The organism is Pseudomonas sp. PS01300, assembly GCF_029960155.1.
GTDB lineage: Bacteria > Pseudomonadota > Gammaproteobacteria > Pseudomonadales > Pseudomonadaceae > Aquipseudomonas > Aquipseudomonas palmensis.
Genome location: NZ_JASCPN010000028.1, coordinates 1 through 16,413, shown reverse-complemented (window position 1 = coordinate 16,413; position 16,413 = coordinate 1). Strand labels below are relative to the sequence as shown.

General features: G+C 65.9%; 21 protein-coding genes. 12 read left to right on the top strand and 9 right to left on the bottom strand.

What is annotated here, in order from left to right:
* Positions 1-9: 9 nt before the first annotated feature.
* A complete protein-coding gene (locus tag QMX96_RS14965) occupies positions 10-579 on the bottom strand; it encodes a TetR family transcriptional regulator (RefSeq protein ID WP_282361982.1) in 570 nt (189 codons plus the stop codon).
* A 138-nt stretch (positions 580-717) separates the two neighbouring features.
* On the opposite strand from QMX96_RS14965, the gene QMX96_RS14960 reads away from it, so the two are divergent.
* The 3 genes from QMX96_RS14960 to QMX96_RS14950 all read left to right on the top strand — a co-directional run bounded on the left by QMX96_RS14960 (position 718) and on the right by QMX96_RS14950 (position 2,683).
* Positions 718-1,506 carry an SDR family oxidoreductase gene (locus tag QMX96_RS14960; protein WP_123752871.1) on the top strand — a complete coding sequence of 263 codons (789 nt, stop codon included), beginning with the start codon at positions 718-720 and terminating at the stop codon, positions 1,504-1,506.
* A gap of 89 nt (positions 1,507-1,595) precedes the next feature.
* The gene (locus tag QMX96_RS14955; protein WP_309475768.1) at positions 1,596-1,736 is read left to right on the top strand and encodes a nucleotidyltransferase family protein; all 141 of its coding nucleotides are present in this window, start codon (positions 1,596-1,598) and stop codon (positions 1,734-1,736) included.
* A gap of 14 nt (positions 1,737-1,750) precedes the next feature.
* Positions 1,751-2,683, top strand: a complete 933-nt coding sequence (locus QMX96_RS14950; RefSeq protein ID WP_054914887.1) for an alpha/beta fold hydrolase — start codon at positions 1,751-1,753, stop codon at positions 2,681-2,683.
* Positions 2,684-2,725: 42 nt separating this feature from the next.
* On the opposite strand, the gene QMX96_RS14945 is transcribed toward QMX96_RS14950, so the two are convergent.
* The 4 genes from QMX96_RS14945 to QMX96_RS14930 form a co-directional block, all read right to left on the bottom strand.
* Positions 2,726-3,067 carry a HopJ type III effector protein gene (locus QMX96_RS14945; protein WP_210014848.1) on the bottom strand — a complete coding sequence of 114 codons (342 nt, stop codon included), beginning with the start codon at positions 3,065-3,067 and terminating at the stop codon, positions 2,726-2,728.
* Positions 3,060-3,356 (bottom strand): DUF1244 domain-containing protein, encoded by a 297-nt coding sequence (locus tag QMX96_RS14940; protein WP_043860431.1) that lies wholly within the window; start codon positions 3,354-3,356, stop codon positions 3,060-3,062. The genes QMX96_RS14945 and QMX96_RS14940 overlap by 8 nt, the downstream gene beginning before the upstream one ends.
* A 26-nt stretch (positions 3,357-3,382) precedes the next feature.
* Positions 3,383-4,081: a dihydromonapterin reductase gene (gene folM, locus QMX96_RS14935; RefSeq protein WP_054914885.1), complete on the bottom strand. Its 699-nt coding sequence runs from the start codon at positions 4,079-4,081 to the stop codon at positions 3,383-3,385.
* A gap of 86 nt (positions 4,082-4,167) precedes the next feature.
* Positions 4,168-4,740, bottom strand: coding sequence for an antibiotic biosynthesis monooxygenase (locus QMX96_RS14930; protein ID WP_043860429.1), 573 nt, complete (start codon positions 4,738-4,740; stop codon positions 4,168-4,170).
* Between the two features lie 229 nt (positions 4,741-4,969).
* On the opposite strand from QMX96_RS14930, the gene QMX96_RS14925 reads away from it, so the two are divergent.
* Positions 4,970-5,920, top strand: coding sequence for a MerR family transcriptional regulator (locus tag QMX96_RS14925; protein WP_043860428.1), 951 nt, complete (start codon positions 4,970-4,972; stop codon positions 5,918-5,920).
* An 85-nt stretch (positions 5,921-6,005) separates the two neighbouring features.
* On the opposite strand, the gene QMX96_RS14920 is transcribed toward QMX96_RS14925, so the two are convergent.
* On the bottom strand, positions 6,006-6,614 hold the full coding sequence (locus tag QMX96_RS14920) for a hypothetical protein (RefSeq protein ID WP_043860427.1): 609 nt from the start codon (positions 6,612-6,614) through the stop codon (positions 6,006-6,008).
* 69 nt (positions 6,615-6,683) lie between these two features.
* Positions 6,684-7,145 carry a PAS domain-containing protein gene (locus tag QMX96_RS14915; RefSeq protein ID WP_088515564.1) on the bottom strand — a complete coding sequence of 154 codons (462 nt, stop codon included), beginning with the start codon at positions 7,143-7,145 and terminating at the stop codon, positions 6,684-6,686.
* A gap of 150 nt (positions 7,146-7,295) precedes the next feature.
* Between QMX96_RS14915 and QMX96_RS14910 the strand changes: the two genes are divergently transcribed.
* A complete protein-coding gene (locus tag QMX96_RS14910; protein ID WP_043860425.1) occupies positions 7,296-7,751 on the top strand; it encodes a flavodoxin in 456 nt (151 codons plus the stop codon).
* Here the strand turns inward: QMX96_RS14910 and QMX96_RS14905 are convergent, their stop codons facing one another.
* Positions 7,752-8,639: a LysR family transcriptional regulator gene (locus QMX96_RS14905; protein WP_043860424.1), complete on the bottom strand. Its 888-nt coding sequence runs from the start codon at positions 8,637-8,639 to the stop codon at positions 7,752-7,754. It lies immediately after the preceding gene.
* 96 nt (positions 8,640-8,735) lie between these two features.
* Between QMX96_RS14905 and QMX96_RS14900 the strand changes: the two genes are divergently transcribed.
* From QMX96_RS14900 to QMX96_RS14885, 4 genes are all read left to right on the top strand, one after another.
* Entirely contained in the window at positions 8,736-9,122 is a 387-nt protein-coding gene (locus QMX96_RS14900) for a CidA/LrgA family protein (protein WP_043860423.1), read from the top strand.
* Entirely contained in the window at positions 9,112-9,798 is a 687-nt protein-coding gene (locus QMX96_RS14895; RefSeq protein WP_043860422.1) for an LrgB family protein, read from the top strand. Before QMX96_RS14900 ends, QMX96_RS14895 begins: the two co-directional genes overlap by 11 nt.
* 192 nt (positions 9,799-9,990) lie before the next feature.
* The gene (locus tag QMX96_RS14890; protein WP_043860421.1) at positions 9,991-10,896 is read left to right on the top strand and encodes an alpha/beta hydrolase; all 906 of its coding nucleotides are present in this window, start codon (positions 9,991-9,993) and stop codon (positions 10,894-10,896) included.
* 111 nt (positions 10,897-11,007) lie between these two features.
* Positions 11,008-11,919, top strand: a complete 912-nt coding sequence (locus QMX96_RS14885) for an SDR family oxidoreductase (protein WP_054914880.1) — start codon at positions 11,008-11,010, stop codon at positions 11,917-11,919.
* A gap of 293 nt (positions 11,920-12,212) precedes the next feature.
* On the opposite strand, the gene QMX96_RS14880 is transcribed toward QMX96_RS14885, so the two are convergent.
* Positions 12,213-12,992, bottom strand: coding sequence for an IclR family transcriptional regulator (locus QMX96_RS14880; protein WP_043860419.1), 780 nt, complete (start codon positions 12,990-12,992; stop codon positions 12,213-12,215).
* 118 nt (positions 12,993-13,110) lie between these two features.
* On the opposite strand from QMX96_RS14880, the gene hmgA reads away from it, so the two are divergent.
* From hmgA to maiA, 3 genes are read left to right on the top strand one after another with little or no spacing between them, the layout of a single operon-like run.
* Positions 13,111-14,412 (top strand): homogentisate 1,2-dioxygenase, encoded by a 1,302-nt coding sequence (gene hmgA, locus QMX96_RS14875; protein ID WP_043860418.1) that lies wholly within the window; start codon positions 13,111-13,113, stop codon positions 14,410-14,412.
* Between the two features lie 2 nt (positions 14,413-14,414).
* Positions 14,415-15,707 carry a fumarylacetoacetase gene (gene fahA, locus QMX96_RS14870; RefSeq protein ID WP_043860417.1) on the top strand — a complete coding sequence of 431 codons (1,293 nt, stop codon included), beginning with the start codon at positions 14,415-14,417 and terminating at the stop codon, positions 15,705-15,707.
* Between the two features lie 12 nt (positions 15,708-15,719).
* Entirely contained in the window at positions 15,720-16,346 is a 627-nt protein-coding gene (gene maiA, locus QMX96_RS14865; protein WP_253086573.1) for a maleylacetoacetate isomerase, read from the top strand.
* Positions 16,347-16,413: the final 67 nt, after the last annotated feature.

The following is a 16,413-nucleotide window of genomic DNA, read 5'->3' as shown; positions in this document are numbered from 1 at the left end:
GCGGGCACCTCAGTCGGTGAACGGGGCAACGATGGCCTTGCGGCACACCTCGATGATTTCGTCGGCCAATGGGGCATCGTCCGGGCAGGCGCGCGACAGCATGATCGCGCCCACCGCCTGGGCAAAGCGCTCGATCATCCTGGCGCGTGCGGTGTGCGGGTCTTGATCGCCGTTTTCGGCACCTGCGTGCTCGGCCCGCTTGAGCAGGCCCTCCAGGCCGTCGGCAAAGGTCGCCTTGATTGCGGCCGGCTGGCGCGCCGCGTCGCCACACAGGGCGGCCATGGTGCAGCCGGTGCTGCGTGCATCGCGGTGTTCGCGCGACAGGTAACGCTGGAAAAATTGCGCCACGTCCAGCGCTTCTTCGGCGCTGGCAGTCTTGGCCAGCCCGCAGGCAGCAGCCTCGGCCATCAGGTCGGCCTTGGAGCCGAAGTGCTTGTAGAAGCCGCCGTGGGTAAACCCTGCCGCCGCCATCAGGTCTGCCACGCCCACCCCGTCATAGCCGCGCTCGCGAAACAGTTCGGACGCGGTTTCGACGATGTGCGCGCGATTGGCCTGCGCCTGTGCCTTGGTGACCCTCATGTGCAGATTCCTCGCTGCGTGTGCCGTCAGTCAGGGGCCCACTATACATTGATGTCAACCGTCATCAAAACCGTTGACGGTTAAGATTATGGTCATCATCATAGCGGCTCGTTACCCACCCATCGAGAGCGCAACCCCATGACTACCCTTGCCACTGTTCTCATCACTGGTGCTTCTTCCGGTATCGGCGCTACCTACGCCGAGCGTTTTGCCCGTCGTGGCCATGACCTGGTGCTGGTAGCCCGCGACAGGCCTCGCCTTGACGGGCTGGCCAGCCGCCTGGCCCAGGCTCACGGCGTGGCCGTCGAGGTGTTGCAGGCCGACCTGACCCTGGCCGAAGACCTTGCCAGGGTCGAAACCCGCCTGCGCGAAGATGCCCGCATCGGCGTCCTCATCAACAACGCCGGGGCGGCGCAGTCGGGGGCCTTCGTCGAGCAGAGCGCCGACAGCGTCACGCGCATCATCACGCTCAACACCCTCGCGCTGGCGCGCCTGGCCCATGCCATCGCGCCACGGTTGGCGCAGGCCGGGGAGGGGGCCATCGTCAATATCGGCTCGGTGGTAGGGCTGGCACCGGAGCTGGGCATGACGGTGTATGGCGCCACCAAGGCGTTCGTGCAGTTCCTGTCGCAAGGGCTGAGCCTGGAGCTCTCGCCCAGCGGCGTATACGTGCAGGCGGTGCTGCCTGCGGCCACGCGTACCGAGATCTGGGAGCGCTCGGGCATCGACATCAACACCCTGACGCAGGTGATGGAGGTGGACCACCTGGTGGATGCGGCGCTGGTGGGGTTCGATCGCCGCGAGGGGGTGACCATCCCGCCGTTGCATGACGACGCCCGCTGGACGGCCTTCCAGGCAGCCCGTCACACCCTGATCTCGGACATCCGCCAGGCCGAAGTGGCGGCGCGTTACACCGAGCTTGCCTGAGGCGGGCGCGGGCCGGCGCGCCGATGATCGGCGCCCGTGCCCGCGCAACCTGCCGGTGGCCGAACCCACAATGATAAGTCGCTGCGCCCCTGGGGCTGAATGACCTGTTCGGGCTGGTACTGCGCCGCACCGCGCGTTACGTTAGCCAGAAACAGACGGTCTACGCCTCGCGCATCACCCACACGGGCTGGCTCACCCGCTGGCCGATGCTGCGCTGCGAAGGGCCCTGAAGGAGCCGGCACCGATGAATCAACCCCTCACCACCCAGGCGCCCAGCGTTGCCCAGCCGTTTCGCGAAGAGGCGGCAGACGGCTTCAGCCTGGGCGGCTTCACCTGGCGCCACGGCGCGGCGGACCCCACGCGGGCGGTGGTCATCATCAACGCCGCCACCTCGGTGCGCTGCCGTTTCTACTCGCGTTTTGCCGACTACCTGTTCGCCCATGGCGCCGACGTGATCACCTACGACTACCGCGGCATCGGCGAATCGCGCCCCGCCGCCTTGCGGGGTTTTCAGGCCAGCTGGTCGGACTGGGGCCGGCTGGATTTCGAGGCGATGCTCCAGCGCGCCCGGCGCGAGTTTCCCGGGCAGCCCATCGATGTGGTCGGGCACAGTTTCGGCGGTTGCGCGCTGGGCCTGGCGGCGTCGGCGGCGAGCATCCGGCGGGTGGTCACGGTGGGCGCGCAGTTCGCCTACTGGCGTGACTATGCCCCAGGCAGCCGCTGGCAGCTGCTGTGCAAATGGCACCTGGCAATGCCGCTGCTGACCCGCGTGTTCGGCTACTTTCCCGGCAAGCGCCTGGGCTGGATGGAGGACACCCCGGCCGGCGTGGTCCGCGACTGGGTAACACCCGCCGCCACCTATGAACAGCGGCCCAGCGGTCGCGCACTGGGGGCGTTGGGCTTTGGCCAGGTGCAGGCCAGTATCCTGGCGATCAGCCTGACCGACGACCCGTTCGGTACGGTGCCGGCCATCGAGCGCCTGCTGGGCTACTTTACCGCCAGCGCGTGCACGCACCTGCGCATCGCCGCGCAGCAGGTCGATGCCAAGGGGGTCGGTCATTTCGCGTTCTTTCACAGCCGCTTTCAGGCGCAGCTGTGGCCCATAGCACTGGGCTGGCTGCGCAGTGCACAACTGCCGGCGCAGGTGCCCGGGCAGGTGATCGAACCCCAGGCATGAAAAAACGGCCCAGGCGGGCCGTTCTTGTGCAGCGGTGTGGCGTCAGCCCTTGCGTTGCAGCGGCGCGCCGGCGAACGTCACGCCGGCCAGGCCGTGCTGCATCAGCGCACGGATATTGGCGTGGTCGCTGCCCTCGGGGGTGGCCAGCACCGAGCGGTAGTGCTCGCCGAACGCCAGCAGCGCGTGCTGCTCGCTCAGGCCTTCGAGCAGTGCCAGGCCCAGGGTCTTGCACGACCCTTCGTTTTGCCCGGCGGCGTTTTCCACACCGCCATTGGTGAAGGCCTGTGGCTGGTAGGTGTAGCCCTGGGCGATGAACGCCAGCGTGTCGGCGAATACATGTTCGCCACTGTCGAGTTGGCTGCGCAGGGTGTTCAGGTCAGTCATGGGGTTTTCCTTTGGCGAACGCCGCTTGCTGTTCGGCGCTGGCTTCTTTCTGGTATTGGGTTTTCCACTCGGCGTAGGGCATGCCGTAGACCACTTCGCGGGCGTCATCCAGGCTCAGGTCGATCTGGCGCTCGTCGGCGGCGGCCTTGTACCACTTGGACAGGCAGTTGCGGCAGAAGCCGGACAGGTTCATCAGGTCGATGTTCTGCACATCGGTGCGCTCGCGCAGGTGCGCTACCAGGCGGCGAAAGGCCGCCGCTTCGAGTTCGAGTTGCTGTTGCGGGTCCATGGGGGTTCCCTTCACGGTGCAGCGGCTCATCCGGCCGCGATGCGGTTCTTCAAATGGCGGCCACCGTTGATGACCACGTTGCTGCCGGTGCTGTACTGGCTGTCGAGCAGGAACATCACGGCCTCGATCAGCGGCTGGGCACCGGGTTCGAATTCAAGCAGGGCCTTCTTCAGCGCCTGCTGGCGGTACTGCTCGTCGCCGTCTTCCTTGAAGATCAGCAGGCCGGGCAGGATGGCGTTGACGCGCACGCTGGGGGCGTACTTCTCGGCGAACGACAGCACCATGTTCTGCAACGCCGCCTTGGTGGCGGCATAGCCGATATGGCTCTTGCTGCCGCGCGAGGAGGTTTCGTCGCAGATGTGGATGATGTCCGACTTGTCCAGCTTGAGCAGTTGCTCACCCAGTGCCAGGTTCAGGTGGTACGGCGCTTCCACGTGCAACTTGAACATGGTGTTCAGGTTGGCCAGGTCATCGTCGAGCCACAGCGAGGCGTTGTGGATGATCGCCCGCAGGCCGTCATAGCGGCTGCGCAGGTGGTCGATCAGGGCCAGGCGGTCCTGCTCCAGGCACAGGTCGGCCTGGAACTGCACGATGTTCGGGTGGGGCGCCTGCGCGCTGATGCTGCGGCTGGCGCTGACGACCGTGTGGCCGGCCTGCGCCAGTTTGATGGCCAGCGCGAGCCCGACTCGCTGGCTGGCCCCGGTAACAAGAATTGGGCTGTTCATGTAATGGGCGGTCAACTTCAGATATTCGCTTGGGTAGGCCCCAGCATACCCGAACTCGCCGCCGTTGCACGCCCCGGGGCGCTGCGTCAGCGGGTGCCCACGGGCGGCGCGGCAACGCTCTGCGGGGCAGGCTTGGGGTGCAGCCAGCTGGCCAGCAGGTGGGTCGACAGCGGGATGAACAGGTAGACCATCAGCGGGGTCAGGGCCAGGGTGCTCAGCAGTACCCGTGGCACCAGGCCGAGCTCGCCCAGCCAGTGGCCGAACAGCAGGTTGAAGGCCAGCGACACCGGAAAGAACGCCAGCCAGATGGCCACGGCCTGTTTCCAGCGCGGTGGACGTTGTGCCAGGGCCGGGCCGAACCAGCCGTCGATGCCGCTGACCCGGTGTTCGTGGGGCTGCTGGAACAGGCCGTTACCGCGGGCCAGCCAGGCGCTGCGCGAGGCGGAAAACTCCCAGGCATGCAGGGTTTTCTCGTCGGCGAAGCGGAAGATGATCTGGAATTCGTCGTCGTTGGGCGGCGGGGCCAGTACGCCGGAACCCAGGTAGCCGGGAAAGTCGGTAGCCAGCTGTTCGCCTTCGCGCAGCCAGGCGATCAGGTCTTCGTAGCGACCCTCGGCAACGCGGCGCGCCACCATCAAGGTAACCGGAGGGGTAGACATCGTGTATCTCCTGGTAAAAACCGGCGCGGCGGGTAGCCACGGCCATGCAACGCTGCCCGGGGTGGTGGGTGGCGTTCGAGTGTTCGTGTGGGAACAAGCAAGGATTATTCCGCAAATAAGCTGACTCGTCAGTGCTGATGTGTCGGCTGCCCGGCGCATGGTGCTTGCGGCGGGCTGGTACAAGGGGAGTAGAATTGCCTTTCACTACGCAATCACGGTCTTTACGGCGATGATCGAGCCTGATTCGGCTTCCCTCCCTGATGCTCCCCACCGCCAGGAGGAGCTTTTCCCCATCCGTGAAGTGGCGCGCCTGACCGGCATCAACCCGGTCACCCTGCGTGCCTGGGAGCGCCGTTATGGGCTGATCCAGCCGGTGCGCACCGAAAGTGGGCACCGCCTGTATTCCCAGGCCGACATCGATGACGTGCGCAGCATTCTGGGCTGGATCGAGCGCGGCGTGGCGGTGAGCAAGGTCGGCAAGATCCTTGCGCGCAACCAGGCGACCCAGCAGCAGGCCCCCTCGGCTCAGGCGCCCGGCACCCAGGCGGACTGGAAGCAGTGGCAGGTGCAGCTGCGCCAGGCCGTCAAGGCATTCGACGAGAGGCGCCTGGAGCAGGTGTACGGGCAGGTCTTCGCCAGCTATCCGCTGGTGGTGGTGTTCCAGGACATCCTGATGCCGGTATGGCACGACCTGTGCGCGGCCGGCGAGGCATTCGGTGCGCAGAGCGAGTGGCTGTTTCTCGACGGCTTCCTGCGTGCCCGGGCCTTGCAGCGCCTGCAACTGGCCCGCGAGCAGCAGGAGGTAAGCGTGGTGCTGGCGGCGATGCCAGGGCATTGCCGCGAGCTTGAGTTGCTGGTGGCGGCCCTGATGCTGGGCAGCAGCGAGGTGGTGATCAGGGTGTTGGCCGTGGGGCAGCCGCTGGAGGAACTGAGCCTGGTGTGCGAGCGCATGGCGCCGCAGGCACTGGTGCTGTTCTCCAACCATTCACCGACGGCCGAGCTGCCCAAGCGCTTGATGCGCCTGGCCCAGGGCCTGGATTGCCCGTTGTTGTTCGCGGGGGAGGCGGCGGAGCTGGCCCAGGATGCGCTGATGCGCTCGCAGGTGGCGTGCCTGGGCAGTGAGGGGCGCTTGATGCGTCGGCGCCTGCAGCAGTACCTGGCAGAGCACCTGGATACCTGAAACCCCTTCGCCGGCAAGGCCGGCTTCTGCAGGCAGTTGCAACCCTGCAGGGGCCGGCCTTGCCGGCGAAAGCCGCGCTGCGGTGTTAATCCGGATGCAATTCGGGATGCGCCAACCGGTGCTGGCGCAGGATGTACTGGCGCAACCGCTCGATCTCTTGGGGTTGGTGCTGGCTCAGCCGATACGCTGCCAGCCCGTCGGCCGTCTTGCGCTGCAAGGTGCCCTGCAGGTTGATCGGCGCGTCGGCCTCGGGGCTGAACCACAGGTTGAAGGTCTTGGGCGGCTTGCGATTGCGCGGTACCTGCACCAGCACACCGCGAAACGACATCTCGCACACCTTGAGGTCGGTGCTCAGGCCCAGCTCGTCGTCCAGCGCAACCGGCGGCTCCAGCGTGAGGCGCCAGGGGCGCATCATCGGCCCGTCTTCATAGATGCTCGGTGCGCCCAGTTGCAGGCTCACCGCATGGAACTCGTCTTCCACCAGCTGCAGCGGAAAGCTCATCTGCTGGTTCTCGAAATTCGCCTGCAGGGTCACCTGCTCCTGGGCCACCAGCCGGGTCAACAGTTGCTGCACCTCGCTGCCGCCATCAAGGCGCAGGCTGGAGGTGACGTCCGTCAGGTTCAGCTGTGGCGAACGGTGCATGGTCTGAATGAAATCCAGCTCATCCTGGGTCAGGAGGGCATCTGATTGCATGGGCGAACTCGGCAATTTCAATCGGGAATCATTTCTTCGTGGGTGATGGACAACGATTCGCTGGCTTTGTTAAGACCGTCCGTCGGGTTTCTGCGCGTCGAGCTTGGCGTACGCCCGGGCCAGTTCCTGCTCCAGTTCCAGCACCCGCTGCTCGGCGGCCACCTGGCGGCTCACGTCCTTCTGGATACCGATGAAGTACTTGAGCTGGTCGGCCTCGTTGAACACCGGGGTGATCGACAGCTCGTTCCAGAACGGCGTGCCGTCCTTGCGGTAGTTGAGCAGCACTTCCCGGCATGGCTGGCCGCTGCGGATGGCGTCGCGGATGCGTGCCCGGGCCGCATCGTCGCGCGGCTCGCCCTGCAGGAAGCGGCAGTCGCGGTACAGAATGTCGTTGGCCGCGTAGCCGGTAAGGCGTTCGAAGGCCGGGTTCACATAGATCAGGATGGTGTCGTCGTCGCCTTCCTGTTCGGCTACCACGATCCCGTCGTTGGAGGCATCAATCATGCGTTGCAGCAGCTTGGCGTTGATCATCGTGTCGAACCGAATGTGAAAGGGGCACCCAGGCGAAGGATTCTAGTGGATTGCCGAGCGGTCGGCATCTGCATGCGGGCCAATTGCCAGCGTCCGGTACCCGCATCAGGTGGTAGTATCCTACGCTTTTACTCAGCTTCGGGATTAGTTATGAAAGTTGCCATTCTTTCCGGCTCGGTCTACGGCACCGCCGAGGAAGTTGCACGCCATGCCGCCTCGCTGCTCCAGGCGGCGGGTTTCGAGACCCTGCTGGCCAACCGTGCCAACCTGCAGGACGTTCAGGGCTTTGCCCCGCAGGCCTTTCTGGCGATCACGTCCACCACCGGCATGGGCGAGCTGCCCGATAACCTGGTGCCGCTGTACAGCGAGATCCGCGATGTGCTGCCAGGTGCCTGGCGCGGCTTGCCCGGTGCGGTGATCGGCCTGGGCGACTCCTGCTATGGCGACACCTACTGCGGCGGCGGCGAGCAATTGCGCGAGCTGTTCGCCGAACTGGGCCTCGACGAAGTGCAGCCGATGCTGCGTCTGGACGCCAGTGAAACCGTCACTCCCGAAACCGATGCAGAGCCCTGGCTGGCCGAGTTCATCGCCAGGCTGCGCGGCTGATCACAGCGGTTGCGGGCGCTCGCGCAGCAGCGCCAGCCAGGCCTGCGCCGCCCGTGACAGGTAGGCGCCCTGGCGCCAGATGAAGGCGATGTCCCAGCGCAGGTCGCTGGGCTCGCTCAAGGTCACACGCACCACCCCCGGCCGTTCCAGGCCCCGCGCCACCACCCGTGGCAGCAGCACAACGCCCTGGCCTGCCGCCACCAGTGCCGCCAGAAAATCCGCCTGGCCGCTGCGTCCGCCTTCCTTCGGGGTAAAGCCGTAGGCCTGGCAGGCCGCCAGCAGGCGATCATTGAGCACGAAGCTGCGCTGGTACAGCAGAAACGGCGTGTCGGCCAGTTGCCCCAGGTTGATGCTGCCGGCAGTGGCCAGTGGGTGGGCTACCGGCAGCAGCGCATCCAGCGGTTCGTTGCAGAAGGGCTGGCACTCGAAGCCCGGCGTGGTGGGCGTGAGGCTGCCGCCCAGCTCCAGCTCGCCGCTGCGCACGGCGTGCTCCACGTTCAGGCTGCCGCCTTCGAGCAGTTGCACGGTGATGTTCGGGTAGCGCCGCCGGTACTCGGCGAACAACCCGGCAAACAGCGCGTCGCTGCCCAGCAGCGGCAGCCCCAGGCGCAACTCGCCCCGCGCCAGCTGGCCAAGGTCGTCGAGTTCGTTGTGCAGTTCCTGGCGCAGCCGCAGCATGGCCTCGCCGCGGGCCAGCACGATCTTGCCGGCGTCGGTCAGGTGCAACTGCGAGCCGTGGCGATCGAGCAGGGCCATGCCCAGGTCGTGCTCCAGCTGCGCCACCTGCTTGCTTACGGCCGACTGGCTGATATGCAGGGTCTGCGCGGCCTGGGTGAAGCCGCCGCGATGAACCACTTCGACAAAACTGCGTAGTTGCTTGAATTCCATTGCCTGAATTCCATTATGGAATGGAGGCCAGTCTAACAATTCGCTTTTTGCATGGGCAGCGGGATTTTAAACTGCAGGCCTCAGAGGACCCCTTCGATGACTGCCGTTTCATTCAAGAAATTTTCGCGCTTGCTCGCTGAACTGGGCGTGCTGCTGGTGCTGTACCTGCTCGGTTGCCAGCTGTCGGCCTGGCTGCACTGGCCGATCCCGGGCGGTGTGGTGGGCATGGCGCTGTTGCTGCTGGTGTTCGCCACCGGGCGGGTCAAGCCGGCCACCCTGCAGACCGGCGCCACCCTGCTGATGGCAGAGATGCTGCTGTTCTTCATTCCGGCGCTGATGAGCCTGCTCGACTACGGCCCGCTGCTGCGCAGCGAAGGCTGGCGCATTCTGCTGGTGATCGGTGCAAGCACGCTGCTGGTGATGCTCGCCACTGCCTTCACGGTGGAGTGGGCGTGCCGCTGGAGGCTGCGCCATGACGCTTGAGCCGATGTCGCTGTTCTGGCTGGCGCTGACTCTGCTGGCCTACCTGGGCAGCCGCTGGCTGTACCGACGTACCGGGCGCTACCTGCTGTCGCCGCTGATCCTGGTCCCGGTGGTGCTGCTGGCGGTGGCGGTGCCATTGCACACCGGTTACGCCGAGTATGCGCGCAACACCCACTGGCTGATGTCGGTGCTGGGCCCGGTCACCGTGGCCTTTGCGGTGCCTATCTGGCAGCAGCGGGCGCTGCTGGCACGCCACTGGCCGGCCCTGTCGCTGGGCATGCTGGTGGGCAGCGCGGCGTCCATTGGCAGTTCGTGGGCCCTGGCCCATGCGTTGTCGCTGGACAATCAGGTGAGCCTGTCGCTGCTGCCACGCTCGATCACCACACCCTTTGCCATGCCGCTGGCCCACGACCTGGGCGGTGTGCCGGAACTCACCGCGGTGTTCGTGATGTTCACCGGGGTGCTCGGTGCCCTGATGGGCGGGGTACTGCTCAAATACCTGCCCTTGCGCACGCCGCTGGCACGCGGGGCGCTGTTCGGGGTGGGGGCGCACGGCGCCGGGGTCAGCCGAGCCCATGAGGTGGGCGGCGAAGAGGGCTCTGTGGCGGGGTTGGTGATGGTGCTGACGGGCATTTTCAACCTGTTCATGGCGCCACTGTTACGTCACCTGCTGTAACTATTTACTGCCCTGACCCGGTGGGCCAATAAGCTGGCTGGCAATGCAACACCCGCTATCGAGTCGCACCTCTAGACTGACCGGCAGCAGAGCACACCCATGTGCCGAGGTGATTGCAATGACCGCCGCCAACCCTTTGCCCGACAACGCGCTGCCCCCAGGAAGTTGCAGCCCCGAACCAGGACCTGCGTGATGCCCCTCGCCGAGATTCCCCTGAGTGTCTGGCGTACCCGTGGTCGCAGTTTCACGTTTCGCCAGCAATCGATTCGCTACTGGAGCGCAGGGCAGGGCGAGCCCCTGCTTCTGCTGCACGGCTTCCCCACCGCCAGCTGGGACTGGCACTACCTGTGGCAACCCCTGGCCCAGCGCTTTCGCGTGATCGCCTGCGACATGCTCGGCTTCGGTGACTCGTCCAAGCCGTTGCACCACACCTACAGCCTGCTGGAACAGGCAGACGTACAGCAGGCCCTGCTCGAACACCTGCAGGTTCAGGAGCCGGTGCACCTGCTGGCCCATGACTATGGCGCCACGGTGGCCCAGGAACTGCTGGCCCGTCACCACGAGGGGGCGGCCCAGGTGGCCAGTTGCGCGTTTCTCAACGCCGGCCTGTTCCCGGAGTGCCACCGTGCGTTGCTGGTGCACAAGCTCCTGCTCAGCCGGCTTGGCTGGCTGGTGGCGCGCTCGTTCGGGCGCGACGACCTGGTCAGGAATGTCACCCACCTCTATGGCCGCAGCACACGCCCCAGTGAAAGCGTGCTGGATGACTGCTGGAGCCTGATCGCCTCCAACCGCGGCAATCGCATCCTGCACAAGCTGGCAGCCTATGTACCCGAACGCGTCACCTGGCGCGAGCGCTGGGTGGCGGCCTTGCAGCAGTCAGGCGTACCGCTGCGCCTTATCAATGGCGCCGCCGACCCGGTATCGGGTGCGCATGTGGTGGCGCGCTACTGCGAACTGGTGCCCCAACCCGACACCGTGACCCTGCAGGGCATCGGCCATTATCCGCACACCGAGGCACCGGTACAGGTGCTGCGCCACTACCTGGCATTTCGGCAGCAACCTCTGCCAAGCCTGGCGCACAAGGTCGCCTGGTCCTGATCATCCCGCTGCCTTATTGCCTGCCATTCAGCGTCCGCCCGGTTGATTGTCCGGGGCCGGGCGCTGGCTGACACTGGCTGCCATATTCCTTGCAGTTAACGGAGTGCCGAGATGACCGAGTCGATTCGCCTGGATGAAAAAGTAGTGATTGTGACCGGCGCTGGCGGGGGCCTCGGGCGTGCCCATGCGCTGCTGTTCGCCCGTCATGGTGCCCACGTGGTGGTCAACGACCTGGGAGGCTCCACCCATGGTGAAGGCGCCAGCGCATCGGCGGCCGACCGTGTGGTGGCCGAGATTCGCGAGGCGGGCGGCACGGCGGTGGCCAGCCATGACTCGGTCACCGATGGCGAGCGTATCGTCCAGCAGGCGCTGGACACCTTCGGTCGCGTGGATGTGCTGGTCAACAACGCCGGCATCCTGCGGGACAAGACTTTTCACAAGATGGAGGACAGCGACTGGGACCAGGTGTACCGCGTGCATGTGGAGGGTGCCTACAAGCTCACCCGCGCCGCCTGGCCGCACCTGCGCGAGCAGAACGCGGGGCGGGTGATCTTCACCTCGTCCACCTCGGGCATCTATGGCAATTTCGGCCAGGCCAACTACGGCATGGCCAAGCTGGGCCTGTACGGGCTGACCCGCACTCTGGCGCTCGAGGGGCGCAAGCACGGCATCCTGGTCAATGCCATCGCCCCCACCGGTGGCACGCGCATGACCGAGGGGCTGATTCCGCCGCAGGTGTTCGAACAGCTCAAGCCCGAGCTGATCAGCCCGCTGGTGGTGTACCTGGGCAGTGATCGCTGCCAGGACACCGGCGGGCTGTACGAGGTCGGTGGCGGCTGGGTGGGCAAGGTGCGCTGGGAACGCAGCCTCGGGGTGGGCTTCGACCCGCGCCAGGGCATGAGCGTGGAAGACATCGCCGCAAGTTGGGATGCCATCGGCGATTTCGAGGGCGCGGTGCACCCGCAGGACAGCCTCGAGGCGTTGCAGCAGATGATGGCCAATCTGCACAGGCACGCAGGCTGAACCGGGCAGCACAAATAAAAAAGGCCGCTGCAAAAGCAGCGGCCAAGCAAGACGTAGATCAAGGAGCTTCAAAATCAACGTCGGTGAACCTGAAGGGGGAGGGTTCAACGTGTCAGGTGGTTACTCTAGGGGGAGAGGATTAACCTGACATTAACCGCCAAACCATCGGCCCAGCGCCTGGCGAAACCGCGTTTCGCTGCAAGCCCGGCCAGCATAGCCAGCCCCCCTACCGAAAAAAATAGACGTTTCGGACATTCACTGTTGCAAAGTGGGTAACAGTGCACCAAAACAGGTCACTGTGGTTCATAGCCCATGCGCCAGCTGATTGCCTGAGCCGCCGCCTGCAGCTGCTGCGCCGCCGGGCCCTGTTCATCGGCATGGAAAATCGAGGTAGGGCCCACCACGGTCAGCACGGCAGCGATGTTGCCCATGGCGTTGAACACCGGTGCCGACAGCGCATCCACCCCCGGCATCAGCAGGCCATGCACATGGTGCAGGCCGCGTGCGCGGATCTGCGCAAACAGCGCTTCGTAGTCTGCGGCGTCCTGGCCCAGGGCAAGCAGTTCCTGGTCGCGCAACTCGATGGTCTCGCGCTGGGGCAGGTAGGCCCCGAACACCAGCCCGGTGGACGAACTGAGCAACGGCAGCACCGAGCCGATCTGCGTCACCACTGTCACGGCGCGCACCGCAGGTTCGATGTTCACCACCGTTGCGCCCTGGTTGCCCCACACCGCGATAAAGCAGCTTTCATTGAGCGCGTCACGCAGCTGTGACAACGGCATGGCCGCCACTTTCAGCACGTCCATCCCGCCCAGCGCGGCCAGGCCCACGCGCAGGGCTTCACGGCCCAGCCCGTAGTGGTTGGTGGCCGGGTTCTGCTCGGCAAAGCCGCTGGCGATCAGGGCCTGCAGGTAGCGATGCACCTTGCTCGCGGGCATCTGCACATGCTCGGCCAGGCGCGACAGCGAGGTGGCCGGCGAGAGCTGGGCCAGCGCCTTGAGAATGTCGGTACCGACCTCCGCCGAGCGGACCTTCTGTTTGCCGTTGCTGTCGGCGGTGCTGGTTTTGCTCATGGGAAAGGGGTCCGTGTTGACAGGTGGGCGTCTTTATAGCTTGACGGGTTACAGGTATCAAATTACGTTATGCGTAATCAGTTTACGATAATAATAACGCTACCTGACTGGAGGCTCGATGAACGTCGATTCCACTCCCGCCCTCGCTTACCAGAGCGGCTTCGGCAACGAATTTGCCAGCGAGGCATTGCCCGGCGCCCTGCCGGTTGGCCAGAACTCCCCGCAAAAAGCCCCGTATGGCCTGTATGCCGAGCTGTTTTCCGGCACCGCATTCACCATGGCGCGCAGCGAGCAGCGGCGTACCTGGCTGTACCGTATCCGGCCATCGGCACTGCACCCGGCATTCGAACGCCTCGAGCGCCAGTTGAGCGGCGGCCCGCTGGGCCCGGTAACCCCCAACCGGCTGCGCTGGAGCCCGCTGGACATCCCGGCCGAGCCCACCGACTTCATCGACGGCTGGGTAGCCATGGCGGCCAACTCGGCGGCGCAAAAGCCGGCCGGCATCAGCATCTACAACTACCGCGCCAACCGTTCCATGGAGCGGGTGTTCTTCAACGCCGATGGCGAACTGCTGCTGGTCCCCGAGCAGGGTCGCCTGCGCCTCGTCACCGAGCTGGGCGTGCTGGACGTGGAGCCGCTGGAAATCGCCGTGCTGCCCCGTGGCCTGAAGTTTCGCGTCGAGCTGCTCGACAGTCAGGCGCGTGGCTACATTGCCGAAAACCACGGCGCGCCGCTGCGCATTCCGGACCTGGGCCCGCTGGGCAGCAACGGCCTGGCCAACCCGCGCGACTTCCTCGCGCCGGTGGCCCACTACGAAGAGCAGCAGGGCCCGGTGCCGCTGGTACAGAAGTTCCTCGGCGAGCTGTGGGGCTGCGAACTGCAGCACTCGCCGCTGGACGTGGTGGCCTGGCACGGCAACAACGTGCCGTACAAATACGACCTGCGCCGTTTCAACACCATCGGCACGGTCAGCTTCGACCATCCCGACCCGTCGATCTTCACCGTGCTCACTTCGCCTACCAGCGTACCGGGCATGGCCAACATCGATTTCGTGATTTTCCCGCCGCGCTGGATGGTGGCCGAGAACACCTTCCGTCCACCGTGGTTCCACCGCAACCTGATGAACGAGTTCATGGGGTTGATCAAGGGCGAGTACGACGCCAAGGCCGAAGGCTTCCTGCCCGGCGGCGCCTCGCTGCACAGCTGCATGAGCGCCCACGGCCCGGACGCCGAAACCTGCGCCAGGGCGATTGCCGCCGACCTTGCACCGAGCAAGATCGACAACACCATGGCGTTCATGTTCGAGACCAGCCAGGTGCTGCGCCCGACCCGCCATGCGCTTGAATGCCCGCAACTGCAGGCCGACTACGACACGTGCTGGGCCACCTTGCCGAGCACCTTCACCCCGAATCGGAGATAACCATGAACCAGTCCGCCATTGCCCGCAGTTGGGTCGAGCACGCCAACGGGCATAGCGATTTCCCGCTGCAGAACCTGCCGCTGGGTATCTTCAGCCGTGGCAGCGACGAGCGTCGCTGCGGTGTGGCCATCGGTGACGCGATTCTGGACCTCGACGCGGTGCTGGCCGCCGGGCTGTTCGACGGCCAGGCCCGCAATGCGGTGCAGGCCACCCGCGGTGGTGCGCTGAACGCCTATTTCGCCCTGGGCCGTGAGGCCCGCGTGGCCCTGCGCGAGCGCCTGCTCGAACTGCTGGGTGCCGACAGCCCGCACCAGGCTGCGCTGAAGCCGGCCCTGTACCCGGCCGCCGAGTGCCAGTTGCACCTGCCGGCGCGCATCGGCGACTACACCGACTTCTATGTAGGCATCGAGCACGCCAAGAACGTCGGCAAGCTGTTCCGCCCCGACAACCCGCTGCTGCCCAACTACAAGTACGTGCCGATCGGCTACCACGGCCGTGCCTCGACCATTCGCCCGTCGGGTACCGATGTCCGTCGGCCCAACGGCCAGACCCTGCCCGCCGGGCAAACCGAGCCGAGCTTCGGCCCGTGCGCGCGGCTGGACTACGAACTGGAGCTGGGCATCTGGATCGGCCAGGGCAATGCCATGGGCGATGCCATCCCGGTAGCGCAGGCAGGCGAACACGTTGCCGGCTACTGCCTGCTCAACGACTGGTCGGCCCGCGACATCCAGGCCTGGGAATACCAGCCGCTGGGCCCGTTCCTGTCCAAGAGCTTCATCTCCACCGTGTCGCCCTGGGTGGTCACCGCCGAGGCGCTGGAGCCGTTCCGCTGCGCCCAGCCGGCACGCCCCGAAGGCGATCCGCAGCCGCTGGCGTACCTGCTCGACCCGCGTGACCAGGCGGGTGGCGCGTTCGACATCGAGCTGGAAGTGCTGCTGCTGACCGAGCGCATGCGCGAGCAGAACCTGCCGGCGCATCGCCTGACCCTGAGCAACACCCTGAGCATGTACTGGACCGTGGCGCAGATGGTTGCGCACCACAGTGTCAACGGCTGCCAGTTGCAGCCAGGCGACCTGTTCGGTTCGGGCACCCTGTCGGGCGCCAAGCCTGGCCAGTTCGGCAGCCTGCTGGAGATTACCGAGGGCGGCAAGGTGCCGATCGAACTGGCCAGTGGCGAGGTGCGCAGGTTCCTTGAAGACGGCGACGAGATCATCCTGCGCGCGCGCTGCAAGCGTGATGGCGTGGCGTCGATCGGTTTTGGCGAGTGCCGCGGCAAGATCCTGCCGGCACATTGAGAGGGTACGAGCATGGAACTGTATACCTACTACCGTTCTACCTCTTCGTACCGCGTGCGCATTGCGCTGGCGCTCAAGCAGCTGGATTACCAGTCGCTGCCGGTCAACCTGCTCAAGGGCGCGCAGCGCGAGGCCGAGTTCCTGGGGCTGAACCCCCAGGGGCGCATCCCGGCGCTGCGTATCGACTCGGGCGAGCTGCTGGTGCAGTCGCCGGCCATCATCGAGTACCTGGAGGAGGTTTATCCACAGCCTGCGCTGTTGCCGCAGTCGCCGGTGGCGCGGGCGCAGGCGCGCGCCGTGGCGGCGTTGATCGGTTGCGACATCCACCCGCTGCACAATGTCAGCGTGCTCAACCAGCTGCGTGAGCTGGGGCATGACGACACCCAGGTGAACGCCTGGATCGGCCACTGGATCACCCAGGGGCTGGCGGCGGTGGAGCAGATGATCGGCGAGGCGGGGTTCTGTTTCGGCGATGAGCCGGGGCTGGCGGATGTGTACCTGATCCCGCAGGTGTATGCGGCCGAACGGTTCAATGTGGACCTGTCGGGCTGGCCACGGATTCGCCGGGTGGTGGCGCTGGCCGGTGAGCATGATGCGTTCGTGCAGGCGCACCCTTCGCGTCAGCCGGATGCCCCCTGATGGCCCATTCGCCGGCCAGGCCGGCTCCTGCAGGCGCTGCGCGGCCCGTGTAGGAGCCGGCCTGGCC

Coding starts and splice junctions, on each gene's coding strand:
- QMX96_RS14925 (WP_043860428.1), top strand. CDS start 4,970: ATGATCGAGCCTGATTCGGCTTCCCTCCCTGATGCTCCCCACCGCCAG.
- QMX96_RS14890 (WP_043860421.1), top strand. CDS start 9,991: ATGCCCCTCGCCGAGATTCCCCTGAGTGTCTGGCGTACCCGTGGTCGC.
- QMX96_RS14965 (WP_282361982.1), bottom strand. CDS start 579: ATGAGGGTCACCAAGGCACAGGCGCAGGCCAATCGCGCGCACATCGTC.
- QMX96_RS14905 (WP_043860424.1), bottom strand. CDS start 8,639: ATGGAATTCAAGCAACTACGCAGTTTTGTCGAAGTGGTTCATCGCGGC.
- QMX96_RS14940 (WP_043860431.1), bottom strand. CDS start 3,356: ATGGACCCGCAACAGCAACTCGAACTCGAAGCGGCGGCCTTTCGCCGC.
- hmgA (WP_043860418.1), top strand. CDS start 13,111: ATGAACGTCGATTCCACTCCCGCCCTCGCTTACCAGAGCGGCTTCGGC.
- QMX96_RS14880 (WP_043860419.1), bottom strand. CDS start 12,992: ATGAGCAAAACCAGCACCGCCGACAGCAACGGCAAACAGAAGGTCCGC.
- QMX96_RS14920 (WP_043860427.1), bottom strand. CDS start 6,614: ATGCAATCAGATGCCCTCCTGACCCAGGATGAGCTGGATTTCATTCAG.
- QMX96_RS14895 (WP_043860422.1), top strand. CDS start 9,112: ATGACGCTTGAGCCGATGTCGCTGTTCTGGCTGGCGCTGACTCTGCTG.
- fahA (WP_043860417.1), top strand. CDS start 14,415: ATGAACCAGTCCGCCATTGCCCGCAGTTGGGTCGAGCACGCCAACGGG.
- QMX96_RS14950 (WP_054914887.1), top strand. CDS start 1,751: ATGAATCAACCCCTCACCACCCAGGCGCCCAGCGTTGCCCAGCCGTTT.
- QMX96_RS14915 (WP_088515564.1), bottom strand. CDS start 7,145: ATGATCAACGCCAAGCTGCTGCAACGCATGATTGATGCCTCCAACGAC.
- QMX96_RS14945 (WP_210014848.1), bottom strand. CDS start 3,067: ATGACTGACCTGAACACCCTGCGCAGCCAACTCGACAGTGGCGAACAT.
- QMX96_RS14885 (WP_054914880.1), top strand. CDS start 11,008: ATGACCGAGTCGATTCGCCTGGATGAAAAAGTAGTGATTGTGACCGGC.
- QMX96_RS14910 (WP_043860425.1), top strand. CDS start 7,296: ATGAAAGTTGCCATTCTTTCCGGCTCGGTCTACGGCACCGCCGAGGAA.
- QMX96_RS14900 (WP_043860423.1), top strand. CDS start 8,736: ATGACTGCCGTTTCATTCAAGAAATTTTCGCGCTTGCTCGCTGAACTG.
- maiA (WP_253086573.1), top strand. CDS start 15,720: ATGGAACTGTATACCTACTACCGTTCTACCTCTTCGTACCGCGTGCGC.
- QMX96_RS14960 (WP_123752871.1), top strand. CDS start 718: ATGACTACCCTTGCCACTGTTCTCATCACTGGTGCTTCTTCCGGTATC.
- folM (WP_054914885.1), bottom strand. CDS start 4,081: ATGAACAGCCCAATTCTTGTTACCGGGGCCAGCCAGCGAGTCGGGCTC.
- QMX96_RS14930 (WP_043860429.1), bottom strand. CDS start 4,740: ATGTCTACCCCTCCGGTTACCTTGATGGTGGCGCGCCGCGTTGCCGAG.